Annotated in this window: 21 protein-coding genes; 16 read left to right on the forward strand and 5 right to left on the reverse strand. The window is 70.5% G+C overall.

The window, feature by feature from the left end; all coding sequences use genetic code 11:
* Positions 1-19 precede the first annotated feature (19 nt).
* Positions 20-646: a TetR family transcriptional regulator gene (locus tag OG917_RS24525; protein WP_328319767.1), complete on the reverse strand. Its 627-nt coding sequence runs from the start codon at positions 644-646 to the stop codon at positions 20-22.
* A gap of 132 nt (positions 647-778) precedes the next feature.
* On the opposite strand from OG917_RS24525, the gene OG917_RS24530 reads away from it, so the two are divergent.
* From OG917_RS24530 to OG917_RS24540, 3 genes are all read left to right on the forward strand, one after another.
* Complete coding sequence (locus OG917_RS24530; protein WP_328319768.1) at positions 779-952, forward strand: hypothetical protein; 174 nt, start codon at positions 779-781, stop codon at positions 950-952.
* Between the two features lie 95 nt (positions 953-1,047).
* On the forward strand, positions 1,048-1,320 hold the full coding sequence (locus OG917_RS24535) for a DUF4190 domain-containing protein (RefSeq protein WP_328322152.1): 273 nt from the start codon (positions 1,048-1,050) through the stop codon (positions 1,318-1,320).
* A gap of 70 nt (positions 1,321-1,390) precedes the next feature.
* Positions 1,391-2,554, forward strand: coding sequence for a cysteine desulfurase family protein (locus tag OG917_RS24540; RefSeq protein WP_328319769.1), 1,164 nt, complete (start codon positions 1,391-1,393; stop codon positions 2,552-2,554).
* A gap of 41 nt (positions 2,555-2,595) precedes the next feature.
* Here the strand turns inward: OG917_RS24540 and OG917_RS24545 are convergent, their stop codons facing one another.
* Positions 2,596-3,258 (reverse strand): N-acetylmuramoyl-L-alanine amidase, encoded by a 663-nt coding sequence (locus tag OG917_RS24545; protein ID WP_328319770.1) that lies wholly within the window; start codon positions 3,256-3,258, stop codon positions 2,596-2,598.
* Between the two features lie 61 nt (positions 3,259-3,319).
* Here OG917_RS24545 and mnmA point away from each other — a divergent pair, with 61 nt between their 5' ends.
* Positions 3,320-4,516, forward strand: coding sequence for a tRNA 2-thiouridine(34) synthase MnmA (gene mnmA / locus OG917_RS24550; protein ID WP_328319771.1), 1,197 nt, complete (start codon positions 3,320-3,322; stop codon positions 4,514-4,516).
* Positions 4,517-4,576: 60 nt separating this feature from the next.
* On the opposite strand, the gene OG917_RS24555 is transcribed toward mnmA, so the two are convergent.
* A complete protein-coding gene (locus tag OG917_RS24555; RefSeq protein ID WP_328319772.1) occupies positions 4,577-4,900 on the reverse strand; it encodes a DUF427 domain-containing protein in 324 nt (107 codons plus the stop codon).
* A gap of 61 nt (positions 4,901-4,961) precedes the next feature.
* On the opposite strand from OG917_RS24555, the gene OG917_RS24560 reads away from it, so the two are divergent.
* Together OG917_RS24560 and OG917_RS24565 are read left to right on the forward strand one after the other, a co-directional pair.
* Positions 4,962-5,501 carry a TIGR00730 family Rossman fold protein gene (locus OG917_RS24560; protein WP_328319773.1) on the forward strand — a complete coding sequence of 180 codons (540 nt, stop codon included), beginning with the start codon at positions 4,962-4,964 and terminating at the stop codon, positions 5,499-5,501.
* Positions 5,502-5,508: 7 nt separating this feature from the next.
* On the forward strand, positions 5,509-6,207 hold the full coding sequence (locus tag OG917_RS24565) for an SDR family oxidoreductase (RefSeq protein WP_328319774.1): 699 nt from the start codon (positions 5,509-5,511) through the stop codon (positions 6,205-6,207).
* Positions 6,208-6,313: 106 nt separating this feature from the next.
* Here OG917_RS24565 and OG917_RS24570 read toward each other — a convergent pair whose 3' ends face one another.
* Positions 6,314-7,732: an outer membrane protein assembly factor BamB family protein gene (locus OG917_RS24570; protein WP_328319775.1), complete on the reverse strand. Its 1,419-nt coding sequence runs from the start codon at positions 7,730-7,732 to the stop codon at positions 6,314-6,316.
* A gap of 60 nt (positions 7,733-7,792) precedes the next feature.
* On the opposite strand from OG917_RS24570, the gene OG917_RS24575 reads away from it, so the two are divergent.
* From OG917_RS24575 to OG917_RS24610, 8 genes are all read left to right on the forward strand, one after another.
* Positions 7,793-8,797: a methionine synthase gene (locus OG917_RS24575; RefSeq protein ID WP_328319776.1), complete on the forward strand. Its 1,005-nt coding sequence runs from the start codon at positions 7,793-7,795 to the stop codon at positions 8,795-8,797.
* 33 nt (positions 8,798-8,830) lie between these two features.
* The gene (gene ligA / locus OG917_RS24580; RefSeq protein WP_328319777.1) at positions 8,831-11,011 is read left to right on the forward strand and encodes an NAD-dependent DNA ligase LigA; all 2,181 of its coding nucleotides are present in this window, start codon (positions 8,831-8,833) and stop codon (positions 11,009-11,011) included.
* Between the two features lie 293 nt (positions 11,012-11,304).
* Positions 11,305-13,470 carry a putative bifunctional diguanylate cyclase/phosphodiesterase gene (locus OG917_RS24585; protein ID WP_328319778.1) on the forward strand — a complete coding sequence of 722 codons (2,166 nt, stop codon included), beginning with the start codon at positions 11,305-11,307 and terminating at the stop codon, positions 13,468-13,470.
* A 416-nt stretch (positions 13,471-13,886) separates the two neighbouring features.
* Positions 13,887-14,183, forward strand: a complete 297-nt coding sequence (gene gatC, locus OG917_RS24590) for an Asp-tRNA(Asn)/Glu-tRNA(Gln) amidotransferase subunit GatC (protein WP_266852761.1) — start codon at positions 13,887-13,889, stop codon at positions 14,181-14,183.
* A gap of 3 nt (positions 14,184-14,186) precedes the next feature.
* Positions 14,187-15,686 carry an Asp-tRNA(Asn)/Glu-tRNA(Gln) amidotransferase subunit GatA gene (gene gatA, locus OG917_RS24595; protein WP_328319779.1) on the forward strand — a complete coding sequence of 500 codons (1,500 nt, stop codon included), beginning with the start codon at positions 14,187-14,189 and terminating at the stop codon, positions 15,684-15,686.
* Between the two features lie 5 nt (positions 15,687-15,691).
* On the forward strand, positions 15,692-15,925 hold the full coding sequence (locus OG917_RS24600; protein WP_328322154.1) for a hypothetical protein: 234 nt from the start codon (positions 15,692-15,694) through the stop codon (positions 15,923-15,925).
* Positions 15,926-15,941: 16 nt separating this feature from the next.
* On the forward strand, positions 15,942-17,450 hold the full coding sequence (gene gatB / locus OG917_RS24605; RefSeq protein ID WP_328319780.1) for an Asp-tRNA(Asn)/Glu-tRNA(Gln) amidotransferase subunit GatB: 1,509 nt from the start codon (positions 15,942-15,944) through the stop codon (positions 17,448-17,450).
* Between the two features lie 158 nt (positions 17,451-17,608).
* Positions 17,609-18,865, forward strand: coding sequence for an SLC13 family permease (locus OG917_RS24610; RefSeq protein ID WP_328322156.1), 1,257 nt, complete (start codon positions 17,609-17,611; stop codon positions 18,863-18,865).
* A gap of 50 nt (positions 18,866-18,915) precedes the next feature.
* On the opposite strand, the gene OG917_RS24615 is transcribed toward OG917_RS24610, so the two are convergent.
* A complete protein-coding gene (locus OG917_RS24615) occupies positions 18,916-19,302 on the reverse strand; it encodes an RNA-binding S4 domain-containing protein (protein WP_328319781.1) in 387 nt (128 codons plus the stop codon).
* Between the two features lie 163 nt (positions 19,303-19,465).
* On the opposite strand from OG917_RS24615, the gene OG917_RS24620 reads away from it, so the two are divergent.
* Complete coding sequence (locus tag OG917_RS24620) at positions 19,466-21,685, forward strand: MMPL family transporter (RefSeq protein ID WP_328319782.1); 2,220 nt, start codon at positions 19,466-19,468, stop codon at positions 21,683-21,685.
* Positions 21,663-22,217 carry a GNAT family N-acetyltransferase gene (locus OG917_RS24625; protein WP_328319783.1) on the forward strand — a complete coding sequence of 185 codons (555 nt, stop codon included), beginning with the start codon at positions 21,663-21,665 and terminating at the stop codon, positions 22,215-22,217. The genes OG917_RS24620 and OG917_RS24625 overlap by 23 nt, the downstream gene beginning before the upstream one ends.
* Positions 22,218-22,235 lie beyond the last annotated feature (18 nt).

The raw sequence follows: 22,235 nt of genomic DNA on the forward strand, positions 1-22,235 counted from the left end.
CCACGCCGGGGCGGGCGGCTCAGTCGAGCCAGTGGAGCCGGCCCAGGCTGACCAGGCGCATCTGGCGCCGGGCCATGTCCCGCGCCCGCTCCGACGCCTCGGGTCCGTCCTCCGCGGCCTCCAGCAGGACCGATGCGGTCATCACCATGTGATCCACGTAGACGCCTGCCAGCATCAGCAGATCGTCCTCGCTCCACCCTCCGGACCGCGGGTCGCCCGCGAAGGCGGCGGCCACCTCCTGCGTGAAGAGCCGCAGCTGGGCCGCTATCGCCGCACGCACCGGCTGGACGCCTCCGTGCCGTTCGCGGGCGATGAACCGGACGTGGGCCGGGTGTGTGAGGACCAGGGCGGCGATCAGGTCCACGGTGGCGCGGATGCGCACCTCGCTGTCGCCGGTGTCCTTGAGTGTCGCGGCGATCAGCCCGTGCAGGGAACCGAGGGTCTCCTCGACGAGCGCGACCCCGAGGTCGGCGGTGTCCCGGAAATGCCGGTAGAAGGCCGTCGGGGCGACTCCCACGGCGCGGGTCACCTCGCGCAGGCCGAGGCTGGACAGGCTCTGCTCCTCCAGCAGGCCGAGCGCCGCGTCCAGGAGCGCCTGGCGGGTCTTCTGCTTCTGGGCCTGACGGATGCCCACGGTGTGACTCATGCCATTCAGTAAACAACCGTTCTCCGCGTAAGGGAAGCGTAGACTCAGCAGTCAGTGAACAGTCGTACTCACAATTGTTCACTCAGTCGATCCGTACGTACGCCGGACCGGGCGTACCGAAAGGACTCAGTGATGATTGCCCTCGTCGCGCTTCTCCTCGTCTTCGGAGTCGTGCTGGGCGCCGTCGCCCACTTCCCGCTCTCCGTTTCCCTGATCGCCGCGGCGGTCATCGGTGGCTGGCTCGCCGTGTTCGCCCTCCGCGAGCGTCTCGGCCGCGGGCGCTACGCCGGGCGTCTCGGCAAGTGAACGAGCACCTGACCCGTGGCCGCGTCTCCGGCCGCATGACCGAGCACCCCGACAAGCACATGGCCGAGCACCCCGACAAGCAAGGGAGCAGCACCGTGGAACTCACCGCATCCGCCCGCAACCGGACCGGCATCCGTGACGCCGACGGCATGGCCGTCGCCTCGTTCGTGCTCGGTCTGCTGGGTCTGCTCGTACTGAACATCGTCCTGGGCCCCACGGCCATCGTGCTGTCCGGTCTCGCGCTGTGGCGCGGTACGGCCCGCCGGGGCCGCGCTCTGCTCGGCCTCGCACTCGGCGTGGCCGACCTGGTGGTCCTGGCGACCGTCTTCACGTCGAGCGGCGCAGTGATCTGGAACTTCGGCGGCTGACCGGTTCCGGACGGTCATCCGGGACGCGCGGCGGGTCGGCCGCCCCGGAACTCGTAGAATCGTCGGCACCATGGCTTACCTCGACCACGCTGCGACCACTCCCATGCTTCCGGAGGCGGTCGAGGCGATGACCGCCCAGCTCACCGTCACCGGCAACGCCTCATCGCTGCACGCCGCCGGGCGACGGGCCCGGCGTACCGTCGAGGAGTCCCGCGAGGCTCTCGCCGAGTCGCTCGGCGCACGCCCCAGCGAGGTGGTCTTCACCGCGGGCGGCACCGAGGCCGACAACCTCGCGGTGAAGGGCCTCTTCTGGTCCCGCCGCGATGCCGAACCGCGCAGGAACCGCGTACTGGTCAGCCCGGTCGAGCACCACGCGGTGCTGGACGCCGTCGACTGGCTCGGCGAGCACGAGGGTGCGACGGTCGAGTACCTTCCGGTCGACGCATACGGCCGGGTGAGCCCCGACGCGTTCCGCGCGGCGATCGAACGCGACCCGTCGGATGTCGCGCTGGCCACCGTGATGTGGGCCAACAACGAGATCGGCACAGTCATGCCGGTCCGTGAACTGGCCGACGTGGCAGCCGGGTTCGGGATTCCGCTGCACGCCGACGCGGTACAGGCGTACGGCCAGCTCCCACTGGACTTCGCCGCTTCGGGCCTGGCCGCGATGACGGTGTCCGGCCACAAGATCGGCGGCCCCTACGGCATCGGCGCCCTCCTGCTCGGCCGTGAGTACACACCGGTCCCCGTGCTGCACGGCGGGGGGCAGGAGCGCCACGTCCGCTCCGGGACGCTGGACGCCCCGGCCATAGCCTCCTTCGCCGTGGCGGGAACGCTGGCCGCCGCACGGCGCGAGAACTTCGCCCGGGAGATCGGCGCGCTCCGCGACCGGCTGATCGCAGCGGTACGGTCCGCGGTCCCCACGGCCATCCTGGGCGGCGACCCGGTGGACCGCCTCCCGGCCAACGCCCACTTCACCTTCCCCGGCTGCGAGGGCGACTCGTTGCTGCTGCTCCTGGACGCCCAGGGCATCGCCTGCTCCACGGGGTCCGCCTGCACGGCGGGCGTGGCGCAGCCCAGCCACGTACTTCTGGCCACCGGCACGGACCCCGACCTGGCCCGCGGCACGTTGCGGTTCTCGCTCGGGCACACCTCCACCGAGTCGGACGTGGCGGCGGTTGCGGAGGCGATCGGCCCGGCGGTGGAACGGGCTCGCTCGGCCGGTCTGAGCTGAGCCGGCCGGGACCGGCCCGGCGCCGTCCCGGGGCGGCACGGTCAGGTCCGCTGCTCCCGCGCCTTGCGCACCAGCCGCACGTACCACGCCCAGTCCCAGTAGGGCCCCGGGTCCGTGTGGTCGGCCCCCGGGACCTCCACATGGCCGATGATGTGCCGCCTGTCCACCGGGATCCCGTACCGGGCGCAGATCTCCGCGGTGAGCCGCGCGGACGACCGGTACAGGGCGTCCGTGTAGGACGATGCCCGGTCCACGAACCCCTCGTGCTCTATCCCGATGCTGCGCTCGTTGTAGACACGGTTGCCGGCATGGAAGGCCACATCGAGTTCCCGGACCGTCTGCGCCACCGCTCCGCCCCGGCCGACGACGTAGTGCGCCGCGGCTGCGTGGGCCGGATCCGCGAAGACTCTGAGTGCCATCGCCGAACTGCCCTGGACGGTATGGATGACGATCCGGTCTATCGCATAGTCATGGGGCCGGTTGGCCTGCCGGTAGTTGGCCGGGGACGCGGCGGACCACTGGGCCCCGGCATAGTCCACCGGGCCTGTGCCCCGGTGCGGCCCCCCGTCGCCGGACAGCCTGTCCCACACGTGCGACAGCTCGTTTCTGCCCAGCGCCGCGGCGCCCGCAGCGGCCCCGAGCCCGCCGACCAGCAGGGCTCGCCGGTCCACGTGCCGGTCCCTGTCGCCGCCCGTACGTTTCATGTGTCCGTCAACGCATCCGCGCGAGCGCGGGATTCCCGCGTGCCCGTACCCTGGTACGGCTATGACTCAGACACCCCAGAGCCCCCGCCCCCGACCCCTCCGGGTACTGGCCGCGATGTCCGGCGGTGTGGACTCCGCCGTGGCCGCCGCCCGCGCCGCCGAGGCCGGGCACGACGTGACCGGTGTGCACCTGGCCCTCTCCGCCAATCCACAGTCGTTCCGTACCGGCGCGCGTGGCTGCTGCACCATCGAGGACTCCCGCGACGCCCGTCGCGCGGCGGACGTCATCGGCATCCCCTTCTACATCTGGGATCTGGCCGAACGCTTCCGCGAGGACGTCGTCGACGACTTCGTCGCGGAGTACGAGGCCGGCCGCACCCCCAACCCCTGCCTGCGCTGCAACGAGAAGATCAAGTTCGCGGCGCTGCTGGACAAGGCGCTCGCCCTGGGCTTCGACGCGGTGTGCACCGGCCACTACGCGACGGTCGTCCTGAACGCGGACGGCTCACGCGAGATGCACCGGGCCTCCGACATGGCCAAGGACCAGTCGTACGTCCTCGGAGTGCTGGACGAGCGACAGCTCGCGCACGCCATGTTCCCGCTCGGTGACACCCTGACCACCAAGGACGAGATCCGCGCCGAGGCGGAGCGCCGTGGACTGGCCGTCGCCAAGAAGCCCGACAGCCACGACATCTGCTTCATCGCGGACGGTGACACGCAGGGCTTCCTCGCGGCGCGCCTCGGCACCGCAGACGGCGACATCGTCGACGAGGCGGGTACGAAGATCGGCACCCACGAGGGTGCCTTCGGCTTCACCATCGGCCAGCGCAAGGGCCTGCGGATCGGCCACCCCGCACCGGACGGCAAGCCGCGCTATGTCCTCGACATCTCCCCGGTGAACAACACCGTGACGGTGGGCCCGGCCGAGGCCCTTGACGTCAGTCACCTCACCGCCATCAAGCCCCGCTGGTGCGGCGACGCCCCGGCCGGGCCCGGGACCTACACCGCCCAGCTCCGCGCGCACGGCGGCGAGACGCCCGTCACCGCGGAACTGGTCACCGACACCTTGCACGTCGCTTTCGACGAGCCGGTACGGGGTGTGGCGCCCGGCCAGGCGATCGTGCTCTACGACGGCACTCGCGTCGTCGGTTCGGCGACGATCGCCACGACCGACCGGGCGGCGACCCGCAGCGGGCCGCCCCGGGAGGCCGCGGCATCCGGCGCCGGACGGCCCGCCGGACCCACCCTGCCGTCGTAGGCCCCCCCTGAGGGGGGGGGCTACGGCCTCCCTCTGTCTCGCTTGTCTCGCTCCTTGGGCTCAGACCACTTCGGTGTCGTAGAAGCAGAAGTGGTCCTTGATCTGGGCGACTTGGGCCAGCGGCTCGGGGTAAGCCCAGACGAGGTCGGCCGCTTCAGGCAGGGACCAGTAGGAGGCGTCCCCCTTGAACGGGCAGTGGGTGTGCGTCTGCGAAGGTGTCAGCAACTCGGCGCGCACGTCCTCCGGCGGGAGGTAGTAGCGCACCGGGAGCCCCGTCTCGTGCAGCAGCAGGGGCCGTCGGCTCTCCGCCAGGAGCCGGCCCTCGCGGACCACCCGTACATGCTCGGTACCCTGCTCGATGGTGATGCGATGTCCTGTCGTCATATGTGATTCAGCGCATACGGGCCGGAACTTCTTCCCCGTCGGCTGCCTCTACCGTGGACGCATGAATATCTGTGTCTTCCTCTCCGCCGCGGACCTCGATGAGCGCTATACCCGCCCCGCCCGTGAATTCGCCGAACTGCTCGGCAAGGGCGGACACACCCTCGTCTGGGGCGGTTCCGAGAGCGGGCTGATGAAGGTAGTGGCCGACGGCGTGCAGGAGACCGGCGGACGGCTCGTCGGGGTCTCGGTGGACTTCCTCGCGGCCAGCGCCCGGACCAACGCCGACGAAATGGTGATCGCCTCCGACCTCGCCGAGCGCAAGGCGCTGCTGCTGGCCAAGGCCGACGCTGTGGTGATCATGGTGGGTGGCACCGGCACGCTCGACGAGGCCACCGAGATCCTGGAGCTGAAGAAGCACGGCAAGACCGTGATGCCCGTGGTGCTGCTCAACACCGCCGGCTTCTACGACGGTCTCAAGCAGCAGTTCCAGCGGATGGACGACGAGGGCTTCCTGCCCGTCCCCCTCACTGACCTGGTCTTCTTCGCCGAGGACGGGGTGGCCGCGCTGGCGTACCTGGAGGAGTCGCAGGGCGTCCAGTAGTGCGACGATGGGCCCCATGGCTACACATGTGATCACTGGCGCCGGCTCCGGCATTGGCGCGGCCGTCGCGCGCCGCCTCCACGAGCGCGGCGACCACCTCGTCATCGTGGCGCGCGACGCGGGGCGCGCCAAGGAGCTCGCGGGACGCTTCGCCGGTGCGGAAACTCTCGTCGCCGACCTGGCGAACCCCGACCGCATCTCCTGGGCTCTCGACAAGCAGACGATGCCGGAACAGGTCGACTCGCTGCTGCACATCGCGGGCATCGTCGATCTCTCTCCCATCGCGGAACTGCGCCCCCCGACCTGGCACCAGCAGCTCAACACCAATCTCATCGCCCCGGCCGAGCTGACCCGGCTGATGCTGCCGCAGCTGCGAACCGTCCGCGGCCAGGTCCTCTTCGTCAACTCCGGCGCCGGCCTCAACGCCCATGCGGAATGGGGTGCTTACGCCGCTGCCAAGCACGGCCTCAAGGCTGTGGCCGACGCCCTGCGCGAGGAGGAGCACGCGAACGGTGTCCGGGTCACCTCGGTCTACCCGGGCCGCACGGCCAGCCCCATGCAGGCCAAGGTCCACTCGCAGGAGGGCAAGGAGTACCGCCCGGAAGGTCTCATCGACCCCGAGTCGGTGGCCACGACCATCCTCGCGGCCCTGGATCTGCCGCGCGACGCCGAGATCAACGACGTGACGGTGCGCGCGGGACGCTGACAGCACACCTGCACACCTGCACACCTGCACACCTGCACACCTGCACACCTGGCCAGCGGCCGCTCTCACCCTGTCTTCCGGTGCCGGCCAGGTCGCTCTGACCTCACTATTCGGCCAGGGCGACCTGGTCCTCGGAGGAGACCAGGAAGCCGATCCAGCCGACCCTGACCACACCGGAGTTCGCGCCGAGGACTGCCATGGTGCCCGTGGCGACAGCGTTCGGATTGCGGTACAGCGAGGCAGGAAGCGCGGTGCGGTGCAGCTCGTGACCGGTCCGGGAATCCAGCACGAGCAGGTGGGGCGGGCCGGGCGCCTTGTGCTGTTCTGCCCTGGCCGGTGACTGGTACTGGGGTATGTACACCCGGCCGTCGGCGACCCGGGGAATCCCGAGCACACGCCCCTTCTCCGCCTTCACGGTCCAGAGGACCTTGCTGCTGCTGTCGCTGCTCACCTGCCGTGCGGTGAGTGAGGTGTCTTTCCCCGTGCTGAGAAGAATCATGCCGCTGCTGATGCCGCGCAGGTACGTCTCGGGGGACAGGGAGGACGAGCGCATCCGCGGCCGGGGCCCCGAGACATCCACGGTGACCAGGGAGCCGGTGACCCCCACGGAGACCAGCGTGTGGTCCCCGAGACTTCCGTAGCCGACGACCTCGTTCCGGATGTGCCAGCGGGTCCGGCCGTCGGCCGTGTCCACTCCGTACAAGCTCACCCCCTCCGTCTCGGAGCAGTGGGTGGCGTCGAACGCCGCCGTGCCCGACAGGCCGACAGGTGCCTTACGGTCCCAGGCCTTGCACCCCTTGGGCGGGGCCAGGGACCAGAGCAGCTTTCCGTTGCCCGCCGACAGACTGGTCAACCGGTCCTGCTGGTTGATGATCACGGTTTTCCCTGCCCGCCAGACCCGGTCGCCGGTGTCCTCCCGGGCCTGTCCCGCCAGCTTCGTGTGCCAACGCGGCTTCCCGCTGCGCAGATCCACCGAGACCGCGAGTCCGTCCCCGTACCAGAGGACGACGGCGTCGCCGACGACGGACTCCGCTATGAGCGTTGTCTTCTCGCGCCCGTAATGCCAGTAGGTCCGGCCGGTACGGACGCTGCTTGCCATGACGCCGTAGTCCCGCTCGTGCAGGACAAGCCCGCCGGCGATCTCCGCAGGAGCGCCGTTCCCACTCGCCAGCACCCGGTCAGGCCGCTCGGGCGCGGCGGTGCCGAGTGCGGTGGGGAAGGCGCCGTGCGGGCCTGTCATCTGCTCGTGGAAGCGAGTGAGGTACGTGTACGTCTGCCAGCCGCCGAGGGCGAGAACCAGCACGGTCGTGACCGTGACCAGCCTGATCCATCTGGTGCGGATCCAGGCCACCGCGGCGCGCGCCGACTGGGCCGGAGTCCGGTGCATCCGCGGAACGGCGTAGCGATCGCCGCGAGGAGGCCCCGGATCGGCCTCGGTGTCACCGCCGCCGGAATTCCATGTCCAGCCGTCCAGCCGGTCCTTCATCCGTATCCCCCTCGAAAGCCCGTCCGTGTTGGCGCTCACTGATACATACACCGCCCGGGCCGGGCCGGTTCCGCCCGGGCACTCTCGTACGCTTCGGGGGTGAGCGAGAAGAGCAAGTTCAGTTGGGGTCCTGCCACCGGGATCGGGTCCATGCCGGGCGTCGACGCGAGGGAGAGCGCGAAGACAGTCGTCGGCTCCTTCGAGGACTTCCCCTGTCTGCCGGAGCTGCCTGCCCGTGGCCCCGGCGCCGACATGCTGGGGCGCACCATCGGGATGCTCGTGGAGATGTACGCGCATGTCGAGCCGAGCGGCTGGCGGGTGAGCGACCGGCCGGGACGTGACACCAGGCGGGCTCGTTCCTGGCTGGGCGAGGACCTCGACGCGCTGGAGGAGTTCACTCAGGGGTACGAGGGGCCGCTCAAGATCCAGGCGGTCGGACCCTGGACGCTGGCCGCGGGGCTCGAACTCCGGGGCGGCGAGGCCGTGCTCGGGGACCCCGGAGCATGCCGGGACATCGCCGCTTCGCTCGCCGAGGGACTGCGCGCCCACCTCGCGGAGGTGCGGCGGCGGGTGCCCGGCGCGCAGGTCGTGCTCCAGCTCGACGAACCGTCACTCATCCCCGTGCTGCGCGGCGGGGTCAGGACCGCCAGCGGCTACCGGACGCACCGGGCTGTGGACAGGCAGGTGACCGAGGGGGTGCTCCGGGACGTCATGGCGGTGAGCGACGGACCGGTGATCGTGCACTCCTGCGCGCCGGATGTGCCGTTCGCCCTGCTGCGCCGGGCCGGCGCGGCAGGTATCTCGTTCGATTTCAGCCTCCTCACCGAGCGTGATGAAGAGGCGGTAGGAGAGGCCGTGGAGGCCGGCACCCAGCTCTTCGCCGGTGTGGTGCCCGGCACTGACACCGCATTGTCGGACCCTGCCGGTAGCGTCATGGGTGTCAGGACGCTGTGGCGCAGGCTGGGGCTGAATCCGGGGACTCTCGCGGAGTCGCTGGTGCTCACTCCGGCGTGCGGGCTCGCGGGGGCGTCACCCGATTACGCCCGCACGGCGCTCGCCCACTGCGCCCGGGCGGCGAGGTCACTCGCCGACAACCCTGAGTAGTGGGATCGGTTTCATCAACGGGAGGACGAGACGGTGGCTGTCGAACAGGAAGGCGCGGTGCCCGCGGAGGCACGGGAGGACCACGCCCAGCTGGCCGAGCAGATCGAGGAGCACCGCTTCCGGTACTACGTGCGGGACCAGCCCGTCGTCAGCGACGCTGAGTTCGATACGCAGCTCCGCTCGCTGGCGGCCCTGGAGGAGCAGTATCCCGAGCTCCGGACTCCGGACTCGCCGACCCAGAAGGTGGCCGGCGCGTACGAGACGGAGTTCACCTCCGTGCAGCACCGCGACCGGATGCAGTCGCTGGACAACGCGTTCGACGACGAGGAGCTCGCCGCCTGGTCCGAGCGTGTCGCGCGCGAGGTCGGCTCGCCCGGATACCACTTCCTGTGCGAGCTCAAGGTGGACGGCCTCGCCGTCAACCTCACCTATGAGCACGGCAGGCTGGTTCGCGCCGCGACCCGCGGCGACGGCCGGACCGGCGAGGACATCACTCCGAACGTCCTGACGATCGCGGACATCCCGCACCGGCTGCACGGGGAGCGCATTCCGGAGCTCGTGGAGATCCGGGGCGAGGTGTACTTCCCCATGGAAGCCTTCGAGGGGCTCAACGCCCGGCTGGTGGAAGCCGGTGACAAGCCCTTCGCCAACCCGCGCAACGCGGCTGCCGGTTCACTGCGCCAGAAAGACCCGAAGGTCACCGCCACCCGGCCGCTGCACATGGTTGTCCACGGCATCGGCGCCCGCGAGGGCTTCGACATCGACCGCCTCTCGCACGCGTACGACCTGCTGCACGAGTGGGGCCTGCCCACCGCCAAGCACAACAAGGTGGTCGACGACCTCGCGGGTGCCAGGGAGTTCATCGCCTACTTCGGCGAGAACCGGCACTCCGTGGAGCACGAGATCGACGGGGTCGTCATCAAGCTCGACGAGATCCCCCTGCAGGGGCGGCTCGGCTCCACCTCGCGGGCGCCGCGCTGGGCCATCGCCTGGAAGTACGCGCCCGAAGAGGTCAACACCAAACTGGTCAACATCCGGGTGGGCGTCGGGCGTACCGGCAGGGTCACGCCGTACGCGCAGGTGGAGCCGGTCACTGTGGCGGGCTCCGAGGTCGAGTTCGCGACACTGCACAACCAGGACGTGGTGAAGGCCAAGGGGGTCTTCATCGGCGACACCGTGGTGCTGCGCAAGGCCGGTGATGTCATCCCCGAGATCCTCGGCCCCGTCGTGGACCTGAGGGACGGCAGTGAGCGGGAGTTCGTGATGCCTGCCGAGTGCCCGGAGTGCGGCACACCCCTGCGGGCCATGAAGGAGGCGGACATCGACCTCCGCTGCCCCAACGCCCGTTCCTGCCCAGCCCAGTTGCGTGAGCGCCTCTTCTACCTCGGCGGCCGCAAGTCCCTGGACATCGAGAACTTCGGCTATGTCGCGGCCGCAGCGCTGACCCAGCCGCTGGAGCCGGCCGAGCCGCCGCTGAAGGACGAGAGCGACCTCTTCGACCTGACCATCGAGCAGTTGCTGCCGATCAAGGCGTACGTCCTCGACCAGGACAGCGGCCTTCCCAAGAGGGATCCGAAGACGGGCGAGGAGAAGATCGCCACGGTCTTCGCCAACCAGCAGGGCGAGCCCAGGAAGAATGCCCTGGCCATGCTGGAGAACATCGCGGCGGCGAAGGAGCGCCCGCTGGCCCGGGTGATCACCGGGCTGTCCATCCGCCATGTGGGCCCCGTGGCAGCGGAGGCGCTGGCCCGTGAGTTCCGTTCGATCGAGCGGATCGAGCAGGCCACGGAGGAGGAGCTGGCCGCTGTGGAGGGCGTCGGCCCGACCATCGCGGCCTCGCTCAAGCGGTGGTTCGAGGAGGACTGGCACCGCGAGATCCTCCGCAAGTGGCGGGCGGCCGGGGTCCGTATGGAGGACGAGGCCGGTGAGGACGAGGGTCCACGACCGCTGGACGGGCTGACGGTTGTCGTGACCGGGACGCTTGAGCACCACACGCGGGATGGCGCGAAAGAGGCGCTCCAGAGCCTCGGTGCGAAGGTGACAGGCTCCGTTTCCAAGAAGACGGCCTTCGTCGTCGTGGGGGACAGCCCCGGTTCGAAGTACGACAAAGCCATGCAGCTCAAGGTTCCCGTGCTCGACGAGGGAGGCTTCGCCGTCCTGCTCGAACAGGGTCCTGACGCCGCACGGGAGGCCGCGGTGCCGGCGGAGGAGTAACGGGGGAGCTCGGCGGCCGCCCGGGCCAAGCTCACCCGTTCGGCCCATAGCAGATGGTTCAGGACGGTCGGGTCGCATTCGGGCAAGACCTGCAGAGCGCTGCCCGACAGCGCCTTCAGCGGCCTACTGTTGAAGGGTGCGCCCGTCCCGCACGGCTGCAATGAGTCTGCCCTGCCCTTATGGAGATTCCTCCTCTGGAGTTTCTTCCCGAGTCCGGGACAAGATATGAGCCGTGACGGCATGACAGCGGGCCATCACGTGCATGGGCACTGCCGGCTGTGAGAGGGACGGGCATGAAACCGACCGAGAGCGCCGATCCGGGGTCACGGGTGCGCGGTTTCGCGCAGCTCGCTCACTCCGTGGCGAGGCTGCCCGCCTTCCCGTTCGTCCTGGGGCTGGCCGCAGTCGTCCTGGTGACCGGGGCGTTAGGCGCCGTGAGCGAAGGCCGGGCCCTGTTCCCCGCCGGCACGGCGGGGTGGGCGCTGGCCGTCCTCACCGGCATCATCGTGGGTCATCTGGTCGCGCTCGGACGGGACCGCTGGTGGGGCGGTACCGGATCCGGTGCCGCCCTCACCCTCGCCGTCCTGCTGCTGTACGGCTGGCTGCCCGCCGCACTGGTCAGCCTGGCCGTCGTGGTCCTCGTAGGGGCTGCCCGCAGCCACCGCTGGCGCCAGGGGCTGCTGCACGGTGCATCCGACATCCTGGGCATCGGCGCCGCGGCGCTCGTCCTGGCGGTATTCGGCGAGACCCCCACGGTCGAGCACCCCTGGCATCCACTCGACTGGGGGATCGGCTCGGCAGCGGAGATCGTTCTGGCGGCCGTTGTCTATCTGGTCGTGGCGCGGGTGCTGCTCTGGTCCGCTGTGGCGCCGCACAAGCAGGGGCTGCCGACCGTCGCCCGTACGGCGCTGGTGCGGCAGGGACTCGTCGGCGTCGCGCTGCTCGGGATCGCTCCGCTCATCTGCGTGGTGGCGATGTCCATGCCGCTGCTGCTGCCGCTCTTCGCGGTGCCGCTGATCGCCCTGGACTCCACGCTGTGGATCGCCACGGCCCGTGCGGAGGAGCAGCTGCGCGACCCGCTGACCGGCCTGCCCAACCGGCAGTGGCTGCTGGAGCGGACCTGGGCCGCGCTGGCGGAGGCGGAGAGCGGCGGATTCAGGTCGTCGCTGGTGCTGATCGACCTCGACCGGTTCCGCTCGGTCAACGACACTCTCGGGCATCTCGCGGGTGACCGGCTGCTGTTGCAGATAGCTGAACGACTCCGGTTCGCGCTGCCGCGTGGTGCGGAGGTCGCCCGCCTCGGCGGTGACGAGTTCGCCGTACTCCTCCCGGCGGCCGACTCCGCGACGAGCGTGATGCGCATAGCCCGCCATCTCGTGGCCGAACTGGGCTCCCCGCTCGACCTCGACGGGCTCACCCTGGTGCTGGAGGCGAGTGCGGGCGTCGCTGTCTTTCCCGACCACGCGCTGGACGCCGAGGGGCTCCTCCAGCGCGCCGACGTCGCGATGTACCAGGCCAAGCGGGACCGCACGGGTGTCGAGGTCTACGAGTCCAAGCGGGACTCCAACACCCCTGACCGGCTGGGTCTGCTGGGCGATCTGCGGCGCGCTCTCGACGCGGGCGATGTGGAGCTGCACTATCAGCCGAAGGTCCGGTTCGACGGACAGGTGGCGGGGCTCGAAGCGCTGGTCCGCTGGGTGCATCCGGAGCGTGGCAGGGTCCCCCCGGACGAGTTCATCGCCATCGCGGAGTCTTCGGGGCTGATGCCGCATCTCACCGAGTACGTCCTGGAGACGGCCCTGGCCCAGGTGGCCAAGTGGCGCTCCCAGGGGCTGAAGGTGCCGGTGGCCGTCAACGTCTCGCCGCGCGACGTGCACACCCCCGGTTTCGCCGGCGCGGTGGCTGCGCGGCTGGCCAGGCACGGGGTTCCCCCTGGCGCCCTCCAGCTGGAGATAACCGAGCACGTCCTGCTGGAGGACCCCCAGCGGGCCGCCGACACACTGGCCGGGCTGACCGCACACGGCGTGAAGATGTCCCTGGACGACTTCGGAACCGGGTACTCGTCACTGGTCCATCTGCGGCGGCTCCCGGTGAGCGAGCTGAAGATCGACCGGTCGTTCGTGGCCCGGCTCGCGGTCGACAACGAGGACGCCGAGATCGTCCGCTGCACGGTCGACCTGGCGCACTCGCTCGGCCTGATCGTTGTGGCCGAGGGCGTCGAGGACGACGAGACCTGGGAGCGGCTTCGCGATCTGGGCTGCGACGCGGTGCAGGGCTGGCTGGTGGCGGCCGCGATGCCGCCGCACGAAGCGACGGCCTGGCTGCTGGCCCGGGGATCCCGTGGATGGCAGCGGCCGGCGGAGCTCGCCGCTGCTGCCGCGGCGGAGAAGGCGAAGCGGCCGGCCGGGCAGGTGGTGGTCCATGGCCGGCCGGGTCCCGCGCAGGACCCGCGGCCGTAGAGCCGGCTCCGGCTCCCGGCCCCGGGCAGGCGTCCGTCCGGCGGCGCCCAGGACCCGCCCCCGCAAGGCCGGACCCGCCCCCGCAAGGCGGTGCCCGGCCCGGCCCTGAAGCCGGACCCGCCCCTGAAGCCGGACCCGTCCCATGAATGCCTGGATCCGCTGGATCCGCAGGCGTGAATCCGGGCCCGGCCCCGGTCCCCGCCCGGGCGGGGGAGGGCCCCCGTCCCCGGGGTATGGGCCTGTGAAAGCCGGGCTCACCCCCGGATCCATGCCCCCGCTCCGGAGGGCCGTGAGGTGTTTCCCCGAGGCCCGGACCGCTTTCCGTGCACTGCCCCGGTGGAACCGTTTAGTGGCGGCGGCCCCCGGCCCCATAGGATTGGGCCAAAATCCACACACTCACCCCTGAGGATCGCTGCATGCCTGGCATCACGCGCGAGGAGGTCGCCCACCTCGCACGGCTGGCACGTCTGGAGCTGAAGGACGAAGAGCTCGACCACTTCGCCGGACAGCTCGACGACATTCTCGGCGCGGTCGCCCGCGTATCCGAGGTTGCCGACCAAGACGTTCCGCCGACCTCCCACCCGCTGCCGCTGACGAATGTCATGCGCGCGGACGAGGTCCGTCCGTCGCTCACCCCGGAGCAGGCCCTCTCCGGCGCCCCCGCCCAGGAGCAGCGGCGTTTCAAGGTGCCGCAGATCCTGGGGGAGGACTAACCCATGACGGACATCAACATCATCAAGCTCACCGCTGCCGAGACCGCCGAGAAGATCGCTTCCGGCGAACTCACGGCCGTCGAGGTCACCGAGGCGCATCTGGCCCGGATCGCGGCCGTCGACGAGAAGGTCAACGCCTTCCTGCACGTCGACCGTGAGGGCGCGCTGGCACAGGCCCGCGCGGTCGACGCCAAGCGGGCGAACGGCGAGAAGCTCGGACCGCTGGCCGGCGTGCCACTGGCACTGAAGGACATCTTCACCACCGAAGGCGTCCCGACCACGGTCGGCTCCAAGATCCTCGAAGGCTGGATCCCGCCGTACGACGCGACCGTCACCAAGCGCCTCAAGGCCGCGGACGTCGTCATCCTCGGCAAGACCAACATGGACGAGTTCGCCATGGGGTCCTCCACCGAGAACAGCGCCTACGGACCCACCGGCAACCCCTGGGACCTCTCCAGGATCCCCGGTGGCTCCGGTGGCGGCTCCGCCGCCGCGCTGGCGGCGTTCGAGGCCCCGCTGGCCATCGGCACGGACACCGGCGGCTCCATCCGCCAGCCCGCGGCCGTGACCGGCACCGTCGGTGTCAAGCCGACCTACGGGGGGGTGTCCCGCTACGGGATGGTGGCGTTCTCGTCCTCCCTCGACCAGGGCGGGCCCTGCGCCCGTACGGTCCTGGACGCAGCCCTGCTGCACGAGGCCATCGCCGGGCACGACCCGCTCGACTCGACGTCCATCGACGCCCCGGTCCCGCCGGTCGTCGAGGCCGCGCGCAACGGCTCGGTGGCCGGGCTGCGCGTCGGCGTCGTCAAGCAGTTCCGCGGCGAGGGCTACCAGGCCGGTGTCATCCAGCGGTTCGACGAGTCCGTCGAGCTCCTCAAGGCGCTCGGTGCCGACATCGTGGAGCTGGACTGCCCCTCCTTCGACCTGGCGCTCTCCGCGTACTACCTGATCGCTCCCTCGGAGTGCAGCTCCAACCTGGCCCGCTTCGACGCCATGCGGTACGGCCTGCGCGTCGGGGACGACGGCACGAAGTCGGCCGAGGACGTCACGGCGCTCTCCCGCGAAGCCGGATTCGGCGACGAGGTCAAGCGGCGCATCATCCTCGGCACGTACGCGCTCAGCTCCGGCTACTACGACGCGTACTACGGCAGCGCCCAGAAGGTCCGCACCCTCATCACGCGGGACTTCGAGACGGCGTTCGAGCAGGTCGACGTCATCGTCTCGCCGACGACGCCCACCACCGCCTTCCCCATCGGCGAGCGTGCCGACGACCCGATGGCGATGTACCTCGCCGACCTGTGCACCATTCCGACCAACCTGGCCGGAAATTCCGCCATGTCGCTGCCGTGCGGCCTGGCACCCGAGGACGGCCTGCCGGTCGGCCTGCAGATCATCGCCCCCGCTATGAAGGACGACCGGCTGTACAAGGTCGGAGCCGCCGTTGAGGCCGCCTTCGTGGAAAAGTGGGGTCACCCGCTGCTTGAGGAGGCTCCGTCGTTGTGAGTGCCATGACCAAGAAGGCCAAGAATTTCAAGAAGTCCAAGACCGGCGTCTACGTGTCCCTGGGGTCCACCGCCTTCGGAGCACTCAGCGTCTTCAAGCAGGCCAAGCTGGCCCGCCAGGAGAACGACACGCTCCGGCTGGTCGACGCCGCCATCTCGGCTGCGGCGATCGCCACCGGACTGGCGATCCTCTACCGCGAACTGAAGCGCCTGGGCGACGACGACGTCCTGCTGGGCTGAGAGGGAAAGTCTCATCGTGACCGTCACTGAACTCGCGTCGTACGAGGAAGCCCTCGCGACGTACGACCCCGTCATGGGCCTGGAGGTCCATGTCGAGCTCGGCACCAGGACCAAGATGTTCTGCGGCTGCTCCACCGAGCTGGGTGCCGAGCCCAACTCGCAGACCTGCCCCACCTGTCTCGGTCTGCCCGGCTCGCTGCCGGTCGTCAACGCGATCGGCGTCGAGTCGGCCATCAAGATCGGTCTCGCGCTGAACTGCGAGATCGCCGAGTGGTGCCGGTTCGCCCGGAAGAACTACTTCTATCCGGACATGCCGAAGAACTTCCAGACCTCGCAGTACGACGAGCCGATCGCCTTCGACGGCTATCTGGACGTCCAGCTGGAGGACGGCGAGACCTTCCGGGTGCAGATCGAGCGCGCCCACATGGAGGAGGACACCGGCAAGTCGCTGCACGTCGGCGGTGCCACCGGCCGTATCCACGGTGCGTCCCACTCGCTGCTGGACTACAACCGCGCGGGCATCCCGCTCATCGAGATCGTCACCAGGCCGATCGAGGGAGCGGGCGAGCGTGCCCCCGAGGTCGCCAAGGCGTACGTCGCCGAGCTGCGCGAGCTGATCAAGGCGCTGGGCGTCTCCGAGGCCCGTATGGAGATGGGCCAGATGCGCTGCGACGTCAACCTGTCGCTGCGGCTGCACGGCGTCGAGAAGCTCGGGACGCGCTCCGAGACGAAGAACGTCAACTCGCTGCGCTCGGTCGAGCGTGCCGCGCGCTACGAGATCCAGCGGCACGCAGCCGTCCTTACCTCCGGCGGATCGATCGTCCAGGAGACCCGGCACTTCCACGAGGAGGACGGCTCCACCACGGCCGGCCGCATCAAGGACAACGCCGAGGACTACCGGTACTTCCCGGAGCCCGACCTGGTCCCCGTCGCGCCCCCGCGCGACTGGGTCGAGGAGCTGCGGGGCGCACTGCCCGAGCTGCCGCGCGTGCGCCGTAACCGGCTGCGCGAGGAATGGGGCGTGACCGAGTTCGACATGCAGTCGATCCTCAACGCCGGAGCGCTCGGCCCGATCCTGGCCACGATCGACGCGGGTGCCCCGTCCGACCAGGCCCGGAAGTGGTGGATGGGCGAGCTGGCCCGCAACGCCAACGAGACCGGCCGCGACCTCGCCGCGCTGCCCATCACGCCCGAGCAGGTCGCCCGGGTGGCGGCGCTCGTCGCGGCGGGTGACCTCAACGACAAGCTGGCCCGCCAGGTCATCGACGGGGTGCTCGCCGGTGAGGGCGGACCGGACGAGGTCGTCGAGAAGCGTGGTCTGAAGGTCGTGTCCGACGACGGTGCCCTCGGCGCCGCCGTGGACGAGGCCATCGCCGGGAACGCGGCCATCGCGGACAAGATCCGCAGTGGCAAGGTCGCCGCCGCCGGCGCACTCGTCGGCGCGGTCATGAAGGCCACCCGGGGACAGGCGGACGCCGCACGGGTCCGCGAACTGATCCTGGAGAAGCTCGGCGTCGAAGGCTGAGACGCCGGCGCACGATCGCACGGGGCCGCGCCCCGGGCCCGGGCCCACGGATACCGGGGGTGTGACATGCAGGCCTCGCCTGCGTGTCACACCCCCGGCATCCGCTGGACAAGGAGTCCGGGGCGCGGCCCCGGCCCGCTTCCCTCACGGAGCACGCTCTGAACACCGTCCCCGCCGAGATCCTCTCCGTAGCGCTGCTCCTGGGCGTGCTCGCCTTCGCCGTGGCCCGCCCCCAGGGCCGCCCGGAGGCCGTCGCCGCCGTGCCGGCTGCTGCCCTCCTGGTACTCCTGGGGGCGGTCTCGCCGACCGCGGCATGGGACCAGACGCGCACCCTGCTGCCCGTGGTGGCCTTCCTCGCCGCCGTGCTGGTGCTCTCTCAGCTCTGCGCCGACGACGGGCTGTTCGACGCCCTGGGCGATCTGGTGGCCCGGATCTGCGGTGGGCAGCCGGTGCGGCTGCTCGGCGGCGTCTTCGTCGTCGCCGCCGTGGTCACCGCCGTACTCAGCCTGGACGCGACCGTCGTCCTGCTCACCCCGGTGGTCTTCGCGACTGCCGCCCGTGTCGGTGCCAGGCCCCGGCCGCACGTCTACGCGTGCGCGCACCTGGCCAACTCCGGCTCCCTGCTGCTGCCGGTCTCCAATCTGACCAATCTGCTCGCGTTCTCGGCCAGCGGTCTGACCTTCACCCGGTTCGCCGGGCTGATGGCTGTGCCGTGGCTCGCAGCCGTGGGTGTCGAGTACGTCGTCTTCCGCCGGTTCTTCGCGGCTGATCTGGCCGGGCGCGCGCATGAGCCCGATGCGGCGGAGCAGGCCGAGATGCCGGTGTTCACCCTGGTCGTCGTCGGTCTGACACTGGCCGGCTTCGTGGTCACCTCGTTCGCGGGCGCCGAACCGGTCTGGGCCGCGCTCGCCGGGGTGCTGGTGCTGGGGATCCGCGCACTGCGCCGCAGGCGGACCACCGTCCCACGCCTGGTGCGCGACGCCAACCCGTTCTTCTGCCTGTTCGTCCTCGCGCTGGGTGTCGTGGTGAAGGCGGTCGTCGACAACGGACTCGGCGAGGGGATCGGGCGGTTGCTGCCGGGCGGCGCCCAACTCCCCGCGCTCCTCGCGGTCGCCGGGATCGCCGCCGTCCTGTCCAACGCGATCAACAACCTGCCGGCGATCCTCGCCCTGCTGCCGGTCGTCGGCCCTGCCGGCCCCGGACCCGTGCTCGCCGCGCTGATCGGCGTGAACCTCGGCCCGAACCTGACATACGTCGGCTCACTGGCCACCCTGCTGTGGCGCCGCATCATGAACGACTACGGGCAGGAGCCCGAGCTGGGTACCTTCTCCCGGCTCGGCCTGCTGACCGTACCGGCGACACTCGCCGTGTCGACCGTCGCACTGTGGGGGGCCCTGCAGGTCATCGGGGTGTGACCGGGCGACCCCCCGTCCGGACCGGCCGGGCGCCGCGAGTGCCGGGCCGGTCAGCGCAGACCGATGTCCCCGCGCAGCTGCTCCAGCTCGCGCCGGTCCCGCTTCGTCGGCCGTCCTGTGCCCCGGTCGCGTACCGGAATGTCGAGCACGGCCTCACGGGGCGGGGGCGGCGGGCTGTTGTCCACGTAGCACTCGGCCGCGACCGGCGGGCCCACCCGCTTGCGAACCAGGCGTGCCACCTCGACGATTCGCTCGCGTCCCGCGTGGAACAGCCGTACCTCGTCGCCGGCCTGCACCGCGTGGGCCGGCTTGACGCGCTCGCCATTGAGGCGGGCATGACCGGCACGGCAGGCGGCAGCCGCCTGCGAGCGGGTCTTGGTGAGCCGCACCGACCAGATCCAGGTGTCGAGGCGTACGGTCCCCTCATCTGCTGCCATACCCCGACCCTACGGCTACGGGAGCCCTTGTGACTAACCCCACGAAACGGTCAAAGGATCACGTTCCGATGACAGAGTGATGCGCCAAAGGTCTGCGCTCTTTACGGTTTATTCCCGATAAAGGCCGACGAACCGCGCAGGTCGATCCCGAGGGAGCAGTCCGTTGGCAGCCATCGCGCGATGGTGTATCAGGCACCGCCTCCTGGCCGTGCTCCTCTGGCTCCTCGCTCTCGGCGGTACGGCGGCGGCCGCGGGGGTCGCCGGTTCCGCGTACTCCAACGACTACGAAGTACCGGGAACCGAATCCGGGCGGGCCACCGCCCTGCTCGACCAGGGCTTCCACGGTCTGGGCGGCGACAGCGACACCCTCGTGTGGCACACCGGACAGGGCAGTGTCCGCGCGTCGGGTGTGGTCCAGCGGATGACACAGACCCTGAACAAGATCGACGACCTGCCCGGGATCTCCTCCGTCGGAGCGCCTGTGACCAGCGCCGACGGTCATACCGCCTACGCCGGTTTCACCTTCGACGCACAGTCCGACGAGATCCCCGGAGCACAGGTCCGGGCCGTGGTCGACACGGCGAAGGCAGCCGAGGCGGACGGGCTCCAGGTCGAGCTGGGCGGCAGCGCCGTCGCGCTCACCCAGACCACCGGCGTGCATCTCAGCGAAGCCATCGGGGTCGCCGTCGCCGCGCTCGTCCTCTTCCTCGCCTTCGGCGCCCTCGCCGCGAGCCTGCTGCCGATCGCCACCGCCCTGGTCAGCGTCGGCACCGCGTACGCGGGAATCGGACTGCTCGGGCACGTGATGACCGTGGCCGATTTCGCGCCGATGCTCGGCATGCTGATAGGGCTCGGCGTCGGTATCGACTACGCGCTGTTCATCGTGACCAGACACCGCAAGGCGCTGCGGCGCGGCCTGACCGTCGCCGACGCGGCGACGCATGCCGTGAGCACGACCGGCCGCGCCGTTGTCTTCGCCGGGGCCACGGTCTGTATCGCGCTGCTCGGCATGCTCATCCTGCGGCTCGACTTCCTCAACGGCGTCGCCATCGCCGCTTCCCTCACCGTCGGCCTGACCGTGGCCGCGTCGGTGACTCTGCTGCCCGCGCTCCTGTCGTTCACCGGGATGCGGGCGCTGAGCCGGCGGGAGCGCTGCCGGCTGGCCGAGCACGGACCGCAGCCGGAGCCGCCCACCGGCTTCGCCGCCCGCTGGTCGGCCTTCGTGGAGCGGCGCCCCCGGCTGCTCGGCGCGCTGGCTGCCGCGGTGATGCTGGTCCTCGCGCTGCCCACCATGGGGCTGCACCTGGGCACATCCGACCAGGGCAACAACGCGGCGGGCTCGACGACCCGGAAGGCGTACGACCTGATCGGCCAGGGATTCGGGCCCGGGGCCAACGGCCCGCTCACCCTGGTCGCGAAGCTGGACGGCGCGGGGGACCGGGTGGCGCTGGACGCCCTCCCGGCCCGCCTGCGTACCACCGCCGGTGTCGCGTCCGTGAGCCCGGTCACCTACAACGGCAGCGGAGATACGGCCTTCATCACGGTCGTGCCGGACTCGGCGCCGCAGTCGCAGAGGACCAGTGGCCTCGTCGACCGGCTGCGTACGGACGTCCTGCCCCGGGCCGAGAGCCGGACCTCGCTCGCTGTGGAGGTCGGCGGTGTCACCGCGAGCTACGACGACTTCGCGGACGTGATCATCGGTAAACTCCCGCTCTTCGTCGGTGTGGTCATCGCGCTCGGCTGCCTGCTCCTGCTGCTGGCGTTCCGCTCGATCGGTATTCCGCTCAAGGCCGCAGTGATGAATGTGGCAGCCGTGGCCTCCGCCTTCGGGGTCGTCGTCGCGGTCTTCCAGTGGGGATGGGGGAGCGAGCTGCTGGGGCTCGGCAGAGCCGGGCCGATCGAGCCGTTCCTGCCGGTGATCATGGTCTCGGTGCTCTTCGGGCTCTCCATGGACTACCAGGTGTTCCTGGTCAGCCGGATGTACGAGGAGTGGCGGGAGACCGGCGACAACCGCAGGGCGGTACGGGTCGGTCTCGCCGAGACCAGCCGTGTGATCAACTCCGCGGCCGTCATCATGATCTCCGTCTTCCTCGCCTTCGTCCTCAGCGGTGACCGGGTCATCGCCATGTTCGGGATCGCCCTCGCCGCCGCTGTCGCCCTCGACGCCTTCGTGCTGCGGACCCTCCTGGTCCCCGCCCTGATGCATCTGCTCGGACGGGCCAACTGGTGGCTGCCCGGCTGGCTGGACCGGCGGCTGCCCCATATCGGGATCGAGGCACCCGCCCCCGGTGTCCGTGCGACGATTTCCGCACGGCACACGGACACACGGCACACAGAGACACCCCTGGTGGAGGAGAAGTATGTTCGCGATATCGCTCGGTGACGGTGCGGAGCTGGGGCTCCTGGAGCCGTGGCAGGCGGAGGAGTACTTCGCCCACATCGAGCGCGGGCGCGCGTTCATCGGTCAGTACATCGGGCTGGCCGATGCCGCCAGGGACCTCGGCTCCGCGCGTGCGTTCCTCCAGTCGTACGCGGACAAGCAGGCCGCGGACGGCGGCCGGATCTTCGGCATCCGGATCGACGGCACCCTGGTCGGAGGGGTGCTCTTCCCCCGCTTCGACGCCGCAACGGGCTGCTGCGAGGTCGGCTGCTGGCTGGAGCCCGCAGGGGTCGGCCGGGGGCTGATCACCCGGGCGGCCGGGATACTGATCGACTGGGCCGTCGACGTACGCGGCATGCACCGTGTCGAGTGGCACGCCGCGACCGGGAACACCCCGAGCACCAATGTCGCGAAGCGGCTGGGAATGGTGCGCGAGGGGGTCCTGCGGCAGAACCACCGCCATCACGGGACCCGGCACGACACCGAGGTCTGGTCGGTCCTGGCGCCGGAGTGGAAGGCGCACAGAGAGCATTAAGCCCGCTCTCAGAAAGGC

The organism is Streptomyces sp. NBC_00388, assembly GCF_036061255.1.
GTDB lineage: Bacteria > Actinomycetota > Actinomycetes > Streptomycetales > Streptomycetaceae > Streptomyces.

Coding starts and splice junctions, on each gene's coding strand:
- OG917_RS24540 (WP_328319769.1), top strand. CDS start 1,391: ATGGCTTACCTCGACCACGCTGCGACCACTCCCATGCTTCCGGAGGCG.
- OG917_RS24530 (WP_328319768.1), top strand. CDS start 779: ATGATTGCCCTCGTCGCGCTTCTCCTCGTCTTCGGAGTCGTGCTGGGC.
- OG917_RS24585 (WP_328319778.1), top strand. CDS start 11,305: ATGAAACCGACCGAGAGCGCCGATCCGGGGTCACGGGTGCGCGGTTTC.
- OG917_RS24525 (WP_328319767.1), bottom strand. CDS start 646: ATGAGTCACACCGTGGGCATCCGTCAGGCCCAGAAGCAGAAGACCCGC.
- mnmA (WP_328319771.1), top strand. CDS start 3,320: ATGACTCAGACACCCCAGAGCCCCCGCCCCCGACCCCTCCGGGTACTG.
- OG917_RS24625 (WP_328319783.1), top strand. CDS start 21,663: ATGTTCGCGATATCGCTCGGTGACGGTGCGGAGCTGGGGCTCCTGGAG.
- gatA (WP_328319779.1), top strand. CDS start 14,187: ATGACGGACATCAACATCATCAAGCTCACCGCTGCCGAGACCGCCGAG.
- OG917_RS24545 (WP_328319770.1), bottom strand. CDS start 3,258: ATGAAACGTACGGGCGGCGACAGGGACCGGCACGTGGACCGGCGAGCC.
- gatC (WP_266852761.1), top strand. CDS start 13,887: ATGCCTGGCATCACGCGCGAGGAGGTCGCCCACCTCGCACGGCTGGCA.
- OG917_RS24600 (WP_328322154.1), top strand. CDS start 15,692: ATGACCAAGAAGGCCAAGAATTTCAAGAAGTCCAAGACCGGCGTCTAC.
- OG917_RS24560 (WP_328319773.1), top strand. CDS start 4,962: ATGAATATCTGTGTCTTCCTCTCCGCCGCGGACCTCGATGAGCGCTAT.
- OG917_RS24555 (WP_328319772.1), bottom strand. CDS start 4,900: ATGACGACAGGACATCGCATCACCATCGAGCAGGGTACCGAGCATGTA.
- OG917_RS24565 (WP_328319774.1), top strand. CDS start 5,509: ATGGGCCCCATGGCTACACATGTGATCACTGGCGCCGGCTCCGGCATT.
- OG917_RS24615 (WP_328319781.1), bottom strand. CDS start 19,302: ATGGCAGCAGATGAGGGGACCGTACGCCTCGACACCTGGATCTGGTCG.